This is a genomic window from Emticicia sp. GW821-FHT11C11 (assembly GCF_058808615.1).
On the sequence record NZ_JBXARV010000002.1, the window covers coordinates 894641 to 909253 of the forward strand.

The 14613-nt window shown below is 40.2% G+C and carries 13 protein-coding genes; 5 read left to right on the forward strand and 8 right to left on the reverse strand.

Annotated features, from left to right (window positions below; all coding sequences use genetic code 11):
- Positions 1–4 precede the first annotated feature (4 nt).
- Complete coding sequence (locus AC1RRY_RS13765) at positions 5–568, forward strand: LutC/YkgG family protein (protein WP_492819838.1); 564 nt, start codon at positions 5–7, stop codon at positions 566–568.
- 199 nt (positions 569–767) lie between these two features.
- On the opposite strand, the gene AC1RRY_RS13770 is transcribed toward AC1RRY_RS13765, so the two are convergent.
- Together AC1RRY_RS13770 and AC1RRY_RS13775 are read right to left on the reverse strand one after the other, a co-directional pair.
- Positions 768–1670 (reverse strand): DUF4249 domain-containing protein, encoded by a 903-nt coding sequence (locus AC1RRY_RS13770; protein WP_492819836.1) that lies wholly within the window; start codon positions 1668–1670, stop codon positions 768–770.
- A 29-nt stretch (positions 1671–1699) separates the two neighbouring features.
- Positions 1700–4060, reverse strand: a complete 2361-nt coding sequence (locus tag AC1RRY_RS13775) for a TonB-dependent receptor (RefSeq protein WP_492819834.1) — start codon at positions 4058–4060, stop codon at positions 1700–1702.
- 286 nt (positions 4061–4346) lie between these two features.
- Between AC1RRY_RS13775 and AC1RRY_RS13780 the strand changes: the two genes are divergently transcribed.
- Positions 4347–4721, forward strand: a complete 375-nt coding sequence (locus AC1RRY_RS13780) for a BlaI/MecI/CopY family transcriptional regulator (RefSeq protein ID WP_492819832.1) — start codon at positions 4347–4349, stop codon at positions 4719–4721.
- The gene (locus tag AC1RRY_RS13785; protein ID WP_492819830.1) at positions 4718–6076 is read left to right on the forward strand and encodes a M56 family metallopeptidase; all 1359 of its coding nucleotides are present in this window, start codon (positions 4718–4720) and stop codon (positions 6074–6076) included. Before AC1RRY_RS13780 ends, AC1RRY_RS13785 begins: the two co-directional genes overlap by 4 nt.
- 6 nt (positions 6077–6082) lie before the next feature.
- Here the strand turns inward: AC1RRY_RS13785 and AC1RRY_RS13790 are convergent, their stop codons facing one another.
- Together AC1RRY_RS13790 and AC1RRY_RS13795 are read right to left on the reverse strand one after the other, a co-directional pair.
- Positions 6083–6664, reverse strand: a complete 582-nt coding sequence (locus tag AC1RRY_RS13790) for an LOG family protein (RefSeq protein ID WP_492819828.1) — start codon at positions 6662–6664, stop codon at positions 6083–6085.
- A 217-nt stretch (positions 6665–6881) separates the two neighbouring features.
- Positions 6882–7790, reverse strand: coding sequence for a DUF72 domain-containing protein (locus tag AC1RRY_RS13795; protein WP_492819827.1), 909 nt, complete (start codon positions 7788–7790; stop codon positions 6882–6884).
- Between the two features lie 330 nt (positions 7791–8120).
- On the opposite strand from AC1RRY_RS13795, the gene AC1RRY_RS13800 reads away from it, so the two are divergent.
- Together AC1RRY_RS13800 and AC1RRY_RS13805 are read left to right on the forward strand one after the other, a co-directional pair.
- Positions 8121–8687, forward strand: coding sequence for an RNA polymerase sigma factor (locus AC1RRY_RS13800; RefSeq protein ID WP_492819826.1), 567 nt, complete (start codon positions 8121–8123; stop codon positions 8685–8687).
- A gap of 47 nt (positions 8688–8734) precedes the next feature.
- Entirely contained in the window at positions 8735–10252 is a 1518-nt protein-coding gene (locus AC1RRY_RS13805; protein ID WP_492819825.1) for a hypothetical protein, read from the forward strand.
- Between the two features lie 45 nt (positions 10253–10297).
- On the opposite strand, the gene AC1RRY_RS13810 is transcribed toward AC1RRY_RS13805, so the two are convergent.
- The 4 genes from AC1RRY_RS13810 to rdgB all read right to left on the reverse strand — a co-directional run bounded on the left by AC1RRY_RS13810 (position 10298) and on the right by rdgB (position 14498).
- Positions 10298–11143: a c-type cytochrome gene (locus AC1RRY_RS13810; protein ID WP_492819824.1), complete on the reverse strand. Its 846-nt coding sequence runs from the start codon at positions 11141–11143 to the stop codon at positions 10298–10300.
- 173 nt (positions 11144–11316) lie between these two features.
- Positions 11317–12810, reverse strand: a complete 1494-nt coding sequence (locus AC1RRY_RS13815) for an ATP-binding cassette domain-containing protein (protein WP_492819823.1) — start codon at positions 12808–12810, stop codon at positions 11317–11319.
- Complete coding sequence (locus AC1RRY_RS13820) at positions 12807–13652, reverse strand: AraC family transcriptional regulator (protein ID WP_492819822.1); 846 nt, start codon at positions 13650–13652, stop codon at positions 12807–12809. The genes AC1RRY_RS13815 and AC1RRY_RS13820 overlap by 4 nt, the downstream gene beginning before the upstream one ends.
- Before the next feature lie 261 nt (positions 13653–13913).
- Entirely contained in the window at positions 13914–14498 is a 585-nt protein-coding gene (gene rdgB, locus AC1RRY_RS13825) for an RdgB/HAM1 family non-canonical purine NTP pyrophosphatase (protein WP_492819821.1), read from the reverse strand.
- Positions 14499–14613: the final 115 nt, after the last annotated feature.

The window sequence follows — 14613 nt, forward strand, 5'->3', positions numbered from 1 at the left end:
GCCCATGAGTAGTCGAGAGAAAATATTAGCCAATGTAAAAGCCAACAAGCCGGTGTTTGTGGATATGCCTGTTGTTCCGGTATTTGAAGCAGACGGCAGCATTGAACGATTCAAAACCGTTTTATTAAGCATTGGCGGCCATGCTGTAGAAGTAAACAGTAAGGCTGATTGTCAGGAGGTAATCGATACGCATTATTCAGATCTGAAAACCGTTGCGTCAGAATTGGTGAAAGCCACTGTAACCATTGATACAAACACACCTAAAGAAGTGCTTAAAGACGTTGATTTAGCCGTAATTGAGGGTGAAATAGGTGTCGCAGAAAACGGAGCCATCTGGGTGCCGGAAGTAAACATGATAAACAGAGCATTACCTTTCATTACCCAGCATCTGGTTCTGGTGCTTGATAGGCAAAACGTAGTAGCTAATATGCATGAAGCCTACCAAAAGCTAAGTTCTGTAGGTAATTATGGCGCTTTTATTGCTGGCCCCTCTAAAACGGCCGACATTGAGCAGGCATTGGTAATAGGTGCGCACGGCGCCAGAAGCATGATGGTGATTTTGTATTGATATTGATTCCTTGGGATATGAAAAGAGAGACGCGTCAGTGCGTCTCTCTTTTTTATTGGATTCGGTGAATGAATTCACCAGCTACTATAACAAAGGTATTATTGCATTGCAAAAGCCGACTTAAGTCGGCTATAATTCATAAAAATGTCCTTTGTTTCTTTAGACACCGGATTCATTGGGTGAAATTTTTCGTTTGAAATCAGTCCTTCGGCTTGGCTTTAGTTTTATCAATGACCGCTTCTGCCGAGCTAACTGCTGAAATCCCGAAGAAACCAACTGCTTTCTTGGTTGATTGTGTATTATAATTGAGAATGTTGGTAGGCAGATTAGACAAAGGCGTGGCAAAAAGCCCTCCGTTTGATGAAACCTGCTGAACAATCTGTAAATAGTAAAACTGCTCTTGGGTAACGGAATAAACATCTACTGTAAGCGTGTCTTTATCTGAATATAATTCTCCTCCCAGCGACTGACGAACAGGTAAGATAAATAACAGACCATCTGTTTTGGAACCGGGACTGAATCCACCGTCATACGATACGCTGATTTGCGTGGACTTAGAAAAATACTTGTGGTTTTTGGCCGATTTTATCCAGTAACAATCGCCCTCGCCTTCAAAATCGTGCGCATAAAACTGAGGCTGAAAACCATCCTGCGGGCCGTTATCCGGCTTGATAGGAAAACGCTCTACCTTGTAGTCTATCGAATCTATTTTCGGCACACGGTTCAGTTTAGATAACGACACGTATTCTTCCCCCTGATATTTAATATACAACGCATACTGCTTGCCAGTTTTGTTCAGCGGCTTTTTGGTGGCATCATACACGTAGTTACCGTTGTTCTTTATGTCTACAAACTCATGCGCTACACTGTCTTCATCAAATACTGTGACTGTTGCACCTAAAGCCGGTTTCACGGGTGAATTATCAAAATAAGCCTGCGATAACGAAAGCTTAATGGTTTGAACCTCTGCCTTGTTGGTAACCAGCGCATCAACCGCCAGTTGAGAAACGCCCTCCTGTACATCAAGGTCAACTACATCTTCGCACGAAAACAGTGAGAACGATAACAGGCTTATAGAAACAATTACAAATATCTTTTTCATTGGTTTTATCATTTTCATTGTCGGATTTGTCAGAATTTAAAATTGTAGGTTACTGCCGGAATCACCGTTCCGAAAACGGCATATCTCACGGCTTCGGTCTGTGTCTGGTTGTTTTCATTCTGGCGTACAAATACCGAGAACGGATTGCGACGGTTATACACGTTATAGATAGAGAATACCCACTCACTCGTGCCCTTTTTAAAGAAAGCATGCTTGTTTTGCCTGGTAGCCGATATATCTAAGCGGTGCGAGGCAGGAATCCGGTAAGAGTTGCGGCTGTCGTAATAATTATGCGGTAGCGCAATATCCTGCCATACAAACTTGTTGGTCGGGAAACTGGCCGGTGTGCCGGTGCTAAATATGAAATTCGTTGAGAACGACCATTTGCTGTTCAGGTCATAGATTCCGACAATGGCCAGATTATGCAATTTATCAATTCTACTCGGGAACCACTGTTCTTGATTAAGACCGGGTATTTTTCTTTCTGTTCGTGCCAGTGTATAACTCACCCAGCCATTGAATTTACCTTGTGTTTTCTTGACATAAAATTCTGCGCCATACGCTCTTCCATCGCCAAACAACAAATCTGCTTCTACGTTAGGGTTTAGAAGCAAGTCGGCATTCCGTACATAGTCTATCTGGTTATATAGCTTTTTATAGTACACTTCTACCGAGGTCTCATACATATTGTCGGCCAGATTATGGAAATATCCTAGGGCTACCTGATCAGCAATTTGAGGTTTGATATTGTTACTGCTCGGTGTCCAGACATCGAGTGGAGATGACGCCGTGGTATTTGACAATAAATGCAGATACTGCACCAGGCGGTTATAACTTAACTTGATTGAGTTATTCTCCCCTAAGCTAAAATTGGCAGCAAAACGCGGCTCAAAATTACCGTACTTCTTAATCGACTCACCTTGTCCATACGAGGTGGTACTCACTACCGGACGTCGCTCACCCGGAGATGGAGCTTCGCCTAACTCAACGGCTGTGCCTTTGCCCATATAGTCATACAAAGAATATCTGAGTCCGTACTGTAACGAAATCTTCGAATTGATTTTTTGCTCATTACCTACATACAAGGCTGACTCTGTAGCAAATTTATCATCAAGACCTATCGCTCTTTCAACACCGCCTGAAATAGCTACGGCCTGTCCGGGGTTGAATGAATAATAAGTTAGCTGCCCACCGAAAGTAATGGTATTATTGGCATTGGGATAGTAAGTAAAATCAGGCTTGATACTATAGGTAATAATGTTTGATTTCCAGCGGAAGGCATCCTGCGTGTTCTTTTCTTTTAAGTCTGACTGCAGTGCGTAATCGTAATTACTATAGAAGATGGTGTTGTTTAGGAATAGCTTGTTGTTGAACACGTGATTCCAGCGTAAACTGGTAGTGGAATTGCCCCAGTTGAAACCAAAATCGGCACCAAAAGTATCCCGACCAAAATAGCCCGAAAGAAATATGGTGTTCTTGTCATTAATTCGCAGATTACCTTTGGCAGTAAAATCATAAAAATAGAAACGTGACCCTTTCAAATCATCTTTCAGAAATGGCTTGGCCAGAATATCTATATAAGAACGACGAAGCGCTACTATAAAAGAGCCTTTATCTTTAAAGATTGGTCGCTCGTAAGTAAATCTTGAAAAAATGCTGCCGATACCCCCAGAAAACTGTGGCTTTTTAGCATTGCCCTCTTTCATCCTCACATCCAGAATAGATGATACCCTGCCACCATATTGCGCCGGTATCCCGCCTTTAATGAGCTTGACATCCTTAACGGCATCCGGATTAAAGACTGAGAAAAACCCGAACAGATGCGATGAGTTATATACGGGAGCCTCATCGAGCAATACCAGATTCTGGTCAATGCTTCCTCCTCTCACATTAAAACCCGAGGTGCCTTCGCCAACTGAAGTTACACCCGGTAAATACTGAATACTCTTGATGATATCTACCTCGCCTAGTAAAGCAGGCATTTTCTGGATGGTCTTGATATCCACCTTATTGACCGACATCTCCAGACTTTTCACGTTCTCGTCAGCCTTTTTAGTAGTAATTACCACCTCTTGCAGCACTTTCGAGTCATCTTTTAACTCAATGTCCAGTTTCTGATCCTGGGTTTCTAAATCAATGGCTCTGGTTATCTTTTCATAACCTACATATGTATACACCAGATTATATTTCCCTTTGGGTAAGGTAAGTGAGTAAAAACCATAGGCATTGGTTTGGGTACCCGATTTTATTTCCTGTACATATACCGAAACACCAATCAACCCTTCCCCGTTGGCAGCATCTTTAATATAACCACTAACCGTAAACTTTTCTTGTGCATGCAGATGTGTAAAGCAAAACAGGCATAAAACAAATAGGAGTATTCTTTTCATAAATTGTATTTTTTCAAGCAACTACTGTTGATAACAAATGTTTTATGCGGAAATAATAAAACAAAATGAAGTTGATTACAAAACTATTAACGATAGCCCAAGGCAGAAAGTTTTAAATGATAAAGCAGAAGTTTTTCATGATGAACGTTTGTTCCGGTGATGTAAAAACAATTGGGCATGACAATGAGCTGATGAAGAAAAGAATAAACTAAAAAATTAGTTAAAAATATTTGGAAGAAAAAAATTTATCTCTACATTTGTAGAACAAACTCTAACATTGTAGAACATGAAGTTGTCACCCACTGAGGAAACCTTGATGCAGTATTTATGGACTGCTGAAAAAGCCTTTATGAAAGATTTGCTTGAGGCCTATCCTGAGCCTAAGCCAGCAGTTACTACTATTGCCACTTTATTGAAAAGAATGACGGATAAAGGCTTTATAGGTTATAAAGAATATGGCAATTCGAGAGAGTATTATCCTGTAATCAATAAAATTGACTACTTTAGTAATCATGTCAATGGGTTAATCAAAACCTTTTTTAATAACTCGGCGTCACAGTTTGCTTCTTTTTTTACGACCGAAACCAACCTGTCGGGCAAGGAATTAGATGAATTGAAAGCAATTATTGAAAATGAGATTCAAAAAAAGAAAGACCAATGATACTCTATCTTTTAAAATCAACGGCGGCTTTAGTCATACTCTGGGGTATCTATAAGCTATTCTTAGAGGCTGAAAAAATGCATGTATTTAACAGGTTCTACCTGCTGGCAAGCCTTGTGTTCGCTTTTACTATTCCTTTGGTAAGTATAGAGTTAGATTCCTCCGCAGAAAATAATATGAGCCTGTTGGTCAAGACTTTAGAAGCGCAACCTGCCATACTATACGGTACAGATGCTGTAGAAGCCGCAATAGCGCCGCAAGCAAATACATGGTCAGAATACCTGATTGTATCCATTGGCCTCATTTCTGTTTTCTTCTTTGTGCGCTTTGTGTATAATCTCAACAGTATTCACAAAACGATAAAGAAAAACACCACCATTAAATGGCAGGGGGCCACATTGGTGCTGATGGAAGAAAAGATACTACCCTATACTTTTCTGAACTACATTTTTATTAACAGGGCACATTACAATAAATCTAATATTGAACCTGAGCTATTCAGTCATGAACTGGCACATGTGCGGCAGAAGCACTCTTTAGATGTACTCTTGCTTGAATTACTTCGCATTGTTTTCTGGTTTAATCCGCTGCTTTATCTGTTCAAGCGGGCTATTCAATTGAACCATGAATTTCTGGCTGATGAGGCGGTTAATACAACTTATCAGGATGTAAGGGCTTATCAGTATTTATTACTCAGCAAGGCTTCACAAGCCAGTGGACTCTCTTTAACAAGCAACTTAAACTTTCAAATAACTAAAAAGCGTTTACTCATGATGACCAAAATCACCTCCGCATCAACGGCTTTTGTAAAAAAAGCTATGTGTGCCTCATTATTTATTGCATTAGGTTTTTGCCTGGCCAATTTTCAATTAATAGCACAAGAGCCTGTAACCTTAAAACTTAGCTCTCCTGTGCTTACACTGGCACTGAAACCTCATAAACTAACTAAAGAGGATGTCAATTACCAAAATGCAACTGTATTGGTTAGAGGAAAAGGTATTCTTCCTGAGCACAAAAAATACAGCGAATTAACAGAAGCAGAGAAAAATATGCCCATGAGGGTACTATATCTGGAAAGAGAAGTACCCACTCAGGAACAAATGGAAAAATGGCAAGACTCTAAAATGTATGGAATATGGCTGAACGACAAAAGAATTGCCAATAGCGAATTAGCTAAATATAAGGCCAGCGACATAGGGAATTACTTTAATAGTAAACTAATGAAAAACGCTATTAATTATGGCAAGCACTATTTTCAGATTGATCTGATGACTACTGATTATTATGAGAACATCTATCTGAAAAGTGTTATCCGGTCTCCTACTTTAGTGATAGATAATCCTGCTAAGAAATAAAGCGCATCAGGTATCACCTCGCTTCAACCATTTTTTGTGAGGCGACGGCTTGAAGTGCTCCATTTGTTGCAATAGATCTTCAATATTGTCAGATACGAGCAGCAAATCGAGGCTTTCCTGTTTCAGAAAACCCTCTTGCATCATCACTTCCAACTGCTTCAGCAGGAAATTATAAAACCCATTGACATTCAGTATGCCGATGGGTTTTTCGTGCAAACCCAGTTGCGCCCAGGTTAATATCTCAAATAGTTCGTCTATGGTACCGAAGCCACCGGGTATGGCAATAATGCCATCGCTCATCTTTTCCATCAGCGCTTTGCGTTCATGCATCGACTCAACCGTATGCAGTTCTGATAGCCCTTTATGCCCTACTTCCATTTTAATCAGGAAATCGGGGATAATGCCAATCACATGTCCGCCTAAATCCAACATAGTATCAGCAACTACACCCATCAGCCCCACACTTCCTCCGCCAAATACCAGCTTCATGTTTTTCTCAACCAATTTGTTGCCCAATGCCTGAGCAGCTTCTTTATAGGCGGGGCTTTTGCCCTCGTTTGCGCCACAATACACTAAAATGCTTTTCATTTGTTTTCTGGATATTTTCAGGGTTTAATTTTTCAAAAAAATAAAACCCAACAAGGTGCCGGGTTTATTTGTTCGCTAAATTTGTCAGGAAAAAAATCTTTGTTTTCAATGGCTTCAGGTGGTTAAATCACTCATGGATATACGTACAATTTATGCCCGTTTTTCGAATGATTATTGTGCAATTTATAGACTAAACTGTAATAATGCAAGATATTTTTCAGAAGAGACTGCCCTGAAAACCCTGTTCTCTGAGCTTCGGCTCCTGTATACGTAAATTGCCCAATTCGTTTAGTTTTTTTATCCAGTAAAGCGCCAGCTCGGGAGCAAATTTATTATTGTTGCAGTGAATAAAAAGGTAGATATTTTTCAGGTCTTTCTGTATCCAGTCAATTATTCTTACACACCATTCATCGGTTCTTGCATAGTCAGTGGGATGTAAGTCATTACCTGTAAAACGAAGCATCAGGTGGTTGGTGGTCAGCGTCATGTGCAGGGCATCTCTCCTTCCGGCTACATCAGCTATCACCGTACCTACACCAAGCGATTGCAGCATGGCACAGGTTTCCTGCCAGATACCTGGCTTAAACCATTTTTCATGCCTTAATTCTACAGATACAGGCAATGTGGGCGCCAGAGACTGTAAATACTTCTCCAGATTTTTTAACTGATTGGGCTGATAAGTTTCTGACATTTGCAGGAACGCCCTTCCGAGCTTATCACCCAATGAAAATATTGCATTGCAAAACTCAGCGGTTTGCACTTCGGCACCTATTAATTTCCGCTCGTGACTGATACTCTGATGAAACTTGGGAAAAAACTTAAATCCTTCGGCACATTCTGCTTTCCATTTATTAAGTGTGTCAACATCCGGCATTCTATAAAGTGACTGATTCAACTCAATTGCATTAAATTGTCTGGAATAATGATATAGATATTCACCATCTTTTGCATCATGTGGATATAACTTTCCTTTCCAGCTCTTTTCTGCCCATGCAGGCAAACCAACGTAAATCCTGGGAGGTGTTGTATCGTTTGTTGACAATAGTATTTTCTCTGTAAGCGTGTTATCGGCAGGCAGCGTGAAATCTACTCCTGAAATATCTGAGAGCTTTCCAAATTCCATCATATACTTTTCTGTTACTGTATGAACATCAATTGCAAAATTACTTAATAGGAACAAAAAACAGGTAGGAAGGGTTTTTAGAAACAAGTTAAAATCCAGATGTGGTATATCAACAGCCAACCTATAAGGAGCTTTGGCCGACAATAATACCTTTCATCCTTGAGTTATTGAAGTACACACATTAAAATTACTTACTGAAAATATTTAGCGTAATTTTGCCGTGTATTATTGATAAATATTTCCCTTATGTTCCAACCTTTTCGGGCTTAAAGTAATCTTCTTGTATAAGAAACCTTTTCAGTCCAGACGGTTGGATAAAAAATTACCCTTTTCATGCACCGCGAATATGAATTAGTGCAGGCTTGTATTCGACAAGAACGTGTGGCGCAGCGACGACTCTATGAGATGTTTGCGTCGAAGTTGCTTGTTACGGCTATGCGGTACATGAAAAATAAGCCAGATGCCGAAGATGTTCTGCAAGACGCGTTTATGAAGATTTATCAGAAGCTACCTACCTTTCGATTCGATTGTCCACTGGAAGCATGGCTAAGAAAAATTTTAGTAAACACCGCCCTGAAACAACTTCAGAATCAACCCAACTGGATGCAGCATACAGATAGTGAGCTGGTGAGTGATAAACTTGAAGATGCCGATTTTACACTTTCGAATTTTCAGTTTGAACAACTGCTTGAAATGGTAAACAGCCTGCCTGATGGTTGCAGAACCGTTTTTAACCTGTATGCCATTGAGGGATATCAGCACAATGAAATAGCAGCACTACTGGGGATATCAGAAGGTACTTCTAAATCGCAATATTCAAGGGCTCGAACTTTATTACAAGTAAAACTGGGGGGCAGTACGAAGAAAATGGAAAGTAAAACCCCGGTAAACAAAATTTAATAGTAAACACTTACGACACGAATACGGTAATTTCGTGATACAAAAAAATGGAATTTGAAAAACAAAACAATTTTGAAGAAGAATGGAGAAAAGCGTTTGAAAGCGCTTCAATGACTCCTTCGGATGAATTGTGGGGGCGCATTGAGTCGGAATTAGAAAAGAAGAAGAAACGCCCTTTTATATTTTTCCTTAAACCATCACTAATGGCTACGGGGCTGGCAGCAGCTTTAGCTTTGGTGTTGGGAGGTATTTTATTCTTTAACCAGGAACCCAAAGCAGACATAGCTCAAAACACAAACGGCATTTCAGGAGAAAAGAATGGTTCGATTGCTGCCAGAGAAAAACCTCAGAATAAAATAGAAGCCAATAAGCAGGGTTCTGAAACCTTACTTGCTGAAACAGCTGCGATTGCACCAGATGTTAAAAAATCAAGTACAACAGGAGCAAATTCTCCTGATTCGAAGGAAGCAGGTTCGCTTGCCATTGTCGGAAAGACCCGTTACACCCGTATTGCTGAAACATCAACGGCAATTAATATAACACTTACTGAAACCGGCAAGGCTGATGTAAAAGGTTTAACCAATAGCATTAATGATAAAGCTACTCTGACAACGACGGACGCATTGGCTGCAAATACTAATGCTTTGAACCCAATAGATAAATTGGAGGGTAAAAAGTACCGTTATCTTGGTAGCCGATACACCATGCAAAGAAATAAGCTGGCTTTTGATCCGGAAATGCTTGAAAATGATGAGAATACAGCACTTGCCTCGAACGATTCGAAATTCTGGGTCGGGTTACAATCCGGCATTGCTCCGTTTGATCCTAATATGAAACTCGGAGGGATAAACAGTATGGCCTACAGTGCGGCTAACGATTTTGCCCAGCTTGCCAATGGTAGTTTGGCTAATCCTGGAGATAAAGGCTCATTAACGGTTTCAAAACCACAAAATGTTATGAGATCGGGTATTGCCATTAATAATGGTGTAGCTTTTGGTTATAAGGTTTCTAAAAAATGGCATATAGAAAGCGGTGTGAGATACTTAAGGGGTAATTCAACTTTAGAGACCAACACTTACGCCTTTCAGAACAATGGCTATGTGAATACTTTTCTGACTAATTACCTTCTTCAAAACTCTGCAAAAGAATATTCATCGGCTTATAAGAGCAATACCGTAGTGGCCGATGCCTCAGCGTTTGGCAACAGGTATGAGTACCTGATGGTTCCGATGCAGATGGCTTATGAAATAGGGCTTACCAAAAAACTGGGGCTGAACCTGCTGGCGGGGATTTCGACGGATATCTTCCTACAAAATAGTATCACGACGGATAACGGGCTCGTAAAAAGCAAAAATACTATTAGCGGAGAAAACAGAATCTATAAACCTGTTAATTTCAGTGGATTGGGTGGTGTAAGAGCAACTTATCTGATCAGCAAGCACTGGCAGGCCAATATAGGAACATCATATCAGAGAGCCTTATTTTCGGGCATGACCTCTTCTGTAGATCTGAACATGAGGCCACAAATGTTTGGTCTAAATTATGGCTTTAATTACCGGTTTTGATTAAGCAGGAAACGCCTTTCTGATTGAGAAAGGCGTTTCCTCTTTTCAGTCTATTTTATTGTTACTCATATATTCCAGATATCTTATAATTGCTTCTGCTTCTTTCGGTTTTATTCCCAGATTCGGCATTTTCACCTCATTCCGATAAGCCTCCGGATTCTGAATAAAGGCTTTCAAATCTTCTGTTTTCCAATACTCTGTTACACTTTTCGGGAAATTCAATTCCGGCCCCATTTTTCCACCTATTTTATTGATGCTGTGGCAGGTCTGGCATCGGGTTTTAAACAGTTCGTATCCGGCTGTTGCTGCTTCTGATTTGGGCAACAGGGCGGCATCATTTTCGTGCAAAGGCGCCAGATGTATCTTTACCAAATTGTAAGGCCATTTATAGGTAATATCTTCGGCTGATACGCCTTCATAAACCACATAGAACGGTTCCATTTTTATTTCATCTCCCTTATCAAAGAGGGGTTCCCATTCTTTGCCTTTCGGAGCATCTACATCACTCACTACCAGATAAGCCTTCGAGTTTAAGAGTTTTTCAAGCGACATTTCCGGTTTGTAACCGTCTTCACATTCAAATACTACTTTTGTATCGGCAGGTTTTTGTTTTTTAGCCGAAGAGTAGGTTTCAAGTATCTCCTTCAACGAAATAGCATTGTATCGTTTCTTTTTCAGATATACCGGGTCTTTGCTTATGGTGATAATCTTTGTTTCCTCCAGCAAGCCCTTTTCTTTCAGTTCTAACAAATCAATTGAAACGGAGTCGGTTGAACTTAATACAACGGGTTCAGGCTTAGCTAACTGCAAGGAGTCTGCATCAGAAGATTTGGAGTGATTACAAGAAAGATAAATAACAGGTATCAATAAAAACAACAAAACTTTTTTCATTAGCTAGAATAGAAGTTTATTATCTGATTTAAAATTAGCCTAAATTATCCGGTCTTGAAATCAAATTCATCTTTTTTTAAGAACGTGTTTATCTGACCAATTCGTCTTTCGGGTGTTTTTCTTTTGGGTTTTTCCTCTACCATTACTATTGAAAGTTTCAAGTATCTATATCCTCATCCGGATTTTCTCTTGCCCAGTTCTACGGTTTTCCCGTTTTCAAGTCTGATTACCTTGTCAACACAAGCAGGAATTTCGTCGGTGTAATGAGTTACATAAATAAGCGTCTTGTTAAGTTCAAGCACCAATTCATTTACCAACTCTCTGAAATATACCATGTGGTTATAGTCAAGCCCCTGGCATGGTTCATCTAACAGCAGTAAAGATGGATTTTTAACTAAGGCTCTGGCAAGAAATACCTGTCTTTGCTCACCGGACGAAAGCTGGGTAATCTGTCGCTTGGCAAGATGCCCGATATTGAGCAGCTTCATGTAGTCCTCTACTGTAGTTTGTTCTTCGGGTGTCAGCTTTTTAAACAAACCGGCTGAATCAAATAATCCGGAAGCCACCGCTTTCCATACCTCTGTATGTCGATTAAAATACAAGTGTAGCTCAGGAGAAACGTATCCTATCCGCTGCTTAATATCCCATATACTTTCACCCGAACCGCGCTTTCTGTCAAACAGCTCATAATCATTCTGGTATCCTTGTGGATTATCGGCTGTAATCAGGCTCAATAAAGTACTTTTCCCCGAGCCGTTTGGTCCCATCAATGCCCACCTCTCCCCTCTTTTTACTTTCCAGTTTACCCCGTCAACCACATTCTTGTTTTTATAGGTAACCGTGATTTTGCGCATATTCAAAGCATATTGGAAATCGCCCCGGGCAGGGTTCTGTTTAAGTTTTTCCAGAATAGCCGGATACAACAGTTTTTCGGCTTTCGTTTCTTCTTTTCCAAAATCGAAAGGTCTGGCTTGAATATTACGGATCTTGCCGTCTTCCAACTCAAGCAGGTGAGTGATACAATCGGGTATCTCTTTGGCAGAACTGACCAATATAATATGAATGCCTGATTGAGCAATATGATTTAGTACCTCATGAAGCGTTTTGCGGCTTTCAACATCAAGGCCAATAAAAGGATTATCTAAAACAATGTATTGAGGCTTTTTGAGCAACGACAAAGTAATAAGTGCCCGGCGGGTTTCTCCGTTTGATAGTGTAACGATGCTGCGATCAAGCAAATGAGTGATTTTCAATAAACCTGCCACACGGTTTATTTCTTCATCTGTATGCTCCGGAGGTGACAGTTTAACCGAAGCCTCATCAACAGTACCTACAGGTTTGATTCTGTTCCGCAGAATTTCAATTACTGTAGGTGCAATTTCGGCATCCATCGAATTGAAGCGTTGCTGATAATATTGAGTAGCCGACTGGACTATCCGGTTAAAACTGTAATCTTTGGCTACAAAAGCTATTTTAGAGTGATGCGGAGTAGTGGCAGTACCCTTATACGGAAATATTTTACCGGCAATGATTTCCAGAAGTGTGGTTTTACCGGCGCCATTGCCGCCTGTTATCACCCAGTTTTCATTTTCTTTCACTTGCCAACTAATGTTGTGCAAGACCGTCCGGTCTCCTTTCTGTACAAATACTTTGTCTAGTTCAATCATTTTGACAGGGCCAGCCTATATTCACGAGGGCTTTTACCCTTCAGCTGCTTAAAAGTTTTATTGAAATGAGAAATATTGTTAAAGCCTACCTCGAAACAGATATCAGCAATGGAATGGTTTTCGAGCAACATCCTGCAAGCCTGATTCACACGGTATTCATTCACAAAGTCGGTATAAGTAATATGGGTGATTTTTTTAAAATATCGGCAAAAAGAGGGTACGGTAAGATTTACGAGATCTGACACGACCTGAATATCAATCGGTTGCTGATAATTCTGCTCTACGTACTCATATACCTTATTGATGCGGTCTTCATCTTTATGGCTGAAGTCAAACGAGATTTCGGATGGATTCAAGGCTGAATATTCAGTAGTAGTGGCTAGCACCTGAAATATGTTCAATAATTCAACCAGGCGCTCAAAATGAGACAGATGAAGCATTTTTTGCAGTTTCGCTGCCACAAGTTTCTGCGCTTTGCCATGAAAGGATAGCCCTTGCCTTGCTTTATCAAATAAAGCTCTTATTTGTTGCATTTCGGGCGTATGCAAAAACCTTTCACCCAGAAAATCCTCTTTCAGCTGCACTACTATTTCTTCGTGTTCTCCGATTATGCCATATCCAAAACCTGTATGGGGTAAATTAGGCCCAATAAACACTAATTCTCCCTCCTTGTAGGTAGTCAGGTGATTTCCGATATGCAATTTCCCTGAACCTTTACGTACGAATACGATTTCATACTCCGGATGGTAGTGCCAGAAAAACCTGTCGTTTTGCGATTTCCAATGAATGAAACGGAAAGAACTGCCCGTGTCTGGAGAGATTTTTTCGTATTCAACTTTCATACTTTATTATCATTATCAGCATAACAAAATTATAGAATATGTTAATAAAGTACAAGTATTTGATAATGATGGAATAGTTTATTGTAGAAAAATACCACAATTTTGTAACTGTAACGGCGCAGAGTTGTAGCCTTTCTTTTGACAAATATACTTTACCTATGATAATTGATTTAGCGAAGCCAAGGCTTCGCTTTTTTATTTTCTCTCCTCATTACCCATCCAACGCATCGTTTTACTGTGTTTTCTTACGATGTTAATTTATTAATGCTCCGGAAACGTGTCTAAAAAGTCTATCAGTTTTGCCACCGCTATTCCTCTATGGCTGATCGGATTCTTTTCATCCGGACTCATTTCTGCAAAACTTTTTTCGTAGCCGTCAGGAATAAAGAGCGGATCATACCCGAAGCCTTTTATACCTTTTGTCTCATGTGTGATAGTGCCACGGATGATACCGTCAAACTGATGTACCTCATCACCCAGAATCAGCGTAATAATACATCTGAATTGTGCCCCACGGTCGCTTATATCTTTCAGATTCTTAAGAAGCAGGGCATTGTTCTTGGCATGGTTACCATGCTCACCGGCATAACGGGCCGAAAAAACACCCGGTTCTCCGTTTAAGGCATCTACTTCCAACCCTGAGTCGTCTGAGATGCAATTCACCCCAAACCTTTCTCGTACATAAATGGCTTTCTGACGTGAATTTCCCTGAAAAGTATTTTCTGTTTCCGGAATTTCATCGAAACAGCCTATTTCAGCCAATGTTTTCAGTTCATACCTGCTGCCCAACATAGCCTGCAGTTCTTCTACTTTATGCTGATTATTGGTTGCGAGACATAGTACCATAGTAAATCTGGAGAAAGGTTAAAGGAGAAAGGAATTTTCTATTTATAAACACGAACAATGGAGAACGGAACAGGGAAAATGCGAAAAACACTTCGCTTTTGCTTTAACCTTGTTC

Bases quoted from the DNA above. Each gene is read 5' to 3' on its own strand.
- AC1RRY_RS13820 (WP_492819822.1), bottom strand. From the start codon at position 13,652: ATGAAAGTTGAATACGAAAAAATCTCTCCAGACACGGGCAGTTCTTTC.
- rdgB (WP_492819821.1), bottom strand. From the start codon at position 14,498: ATGGTACTATGTCTCGCAACCAATAATCAGCATAAAGTAGAAGAACTG.
- AC1RRY_RS13785 (WP_492819830.1), top strand. From the start codon at position 4,718: ATGATACTCTATCTTTTAAAATCAACGGCGGCTTTAGTCATACTCTGG.
- AC1RRY_RS13765 (WP_492819838.1), top strand. From the start codon at position 5: ATGAGTAGTCGAGAGAAAATATTAGCCAATGTAAAAGCCAACAAGCCG.
- AC1RRY_RS13810 (WP_492819824.1), bottom strand. From the start codon at position 11,143: ATGAAAAAAGTTTTGTTGTTTTTATTGATACCTGTTATTTATCTTTCT.
- AC1RRY_RS13815 (WP_492819823.1), bottom strand. From the start codon at position 12,810: ATGATTGAACTAGACAAAGTATTTGTACAGAAAGGAGACCGGACGGTC.
- AC1RRY_RS13770 (WP_492819836.1), bottom strand. From the start codon at position 1,670: ATGAAAAAGATATTTGTAATTGTTTCTATAAGCCTGTTATCGTTCTCA.
- AC1RRY_RS13780 (WP_492819832.1), top strand. From the start codon at position 4,347: ATGAAGTTGTCACCCACTGAGGAAACCTTGATGCAGTATTTATGGACT.
- AC1RRY_RS13805 (WP_492819825.1), top strand. From the start codon at position 8,735: ATGGAATTTGAAAAACAAAACAATTTTGAAGAAGAATGGAGAAAAGCG.
- AC1RRY_RS13800 (WP_492819826.1), top strand. From the start codon at position 8,121: ATGCACCGCGAATATGAATTAGTGCAGGCTTGTATTCGACAAGAACGT.
- AC1RRY_RS13790 (WP_492819828.1), bottom strand. From the start codon at position 6,664: ATGAAAAGCATTTTAGTGTATTGTGGCGCAAACGAGGGCAAAAGCCCC.
- AC1RRY_RS13775 (WP_492819834.1), bottom strand. From the start codon at position 4,060: ATGAAAAGAATACTCCTATTTGTTTTATGCCTGTTTTGCTTTACACAT.
- AC1RRY_RS13795 (WP_492819827.1), bottom strand. From the start codon at position 7,790: ATGATGGAATTTGGAAAGCTCTCAGATATTTCAGGAGTAGATTTCACG.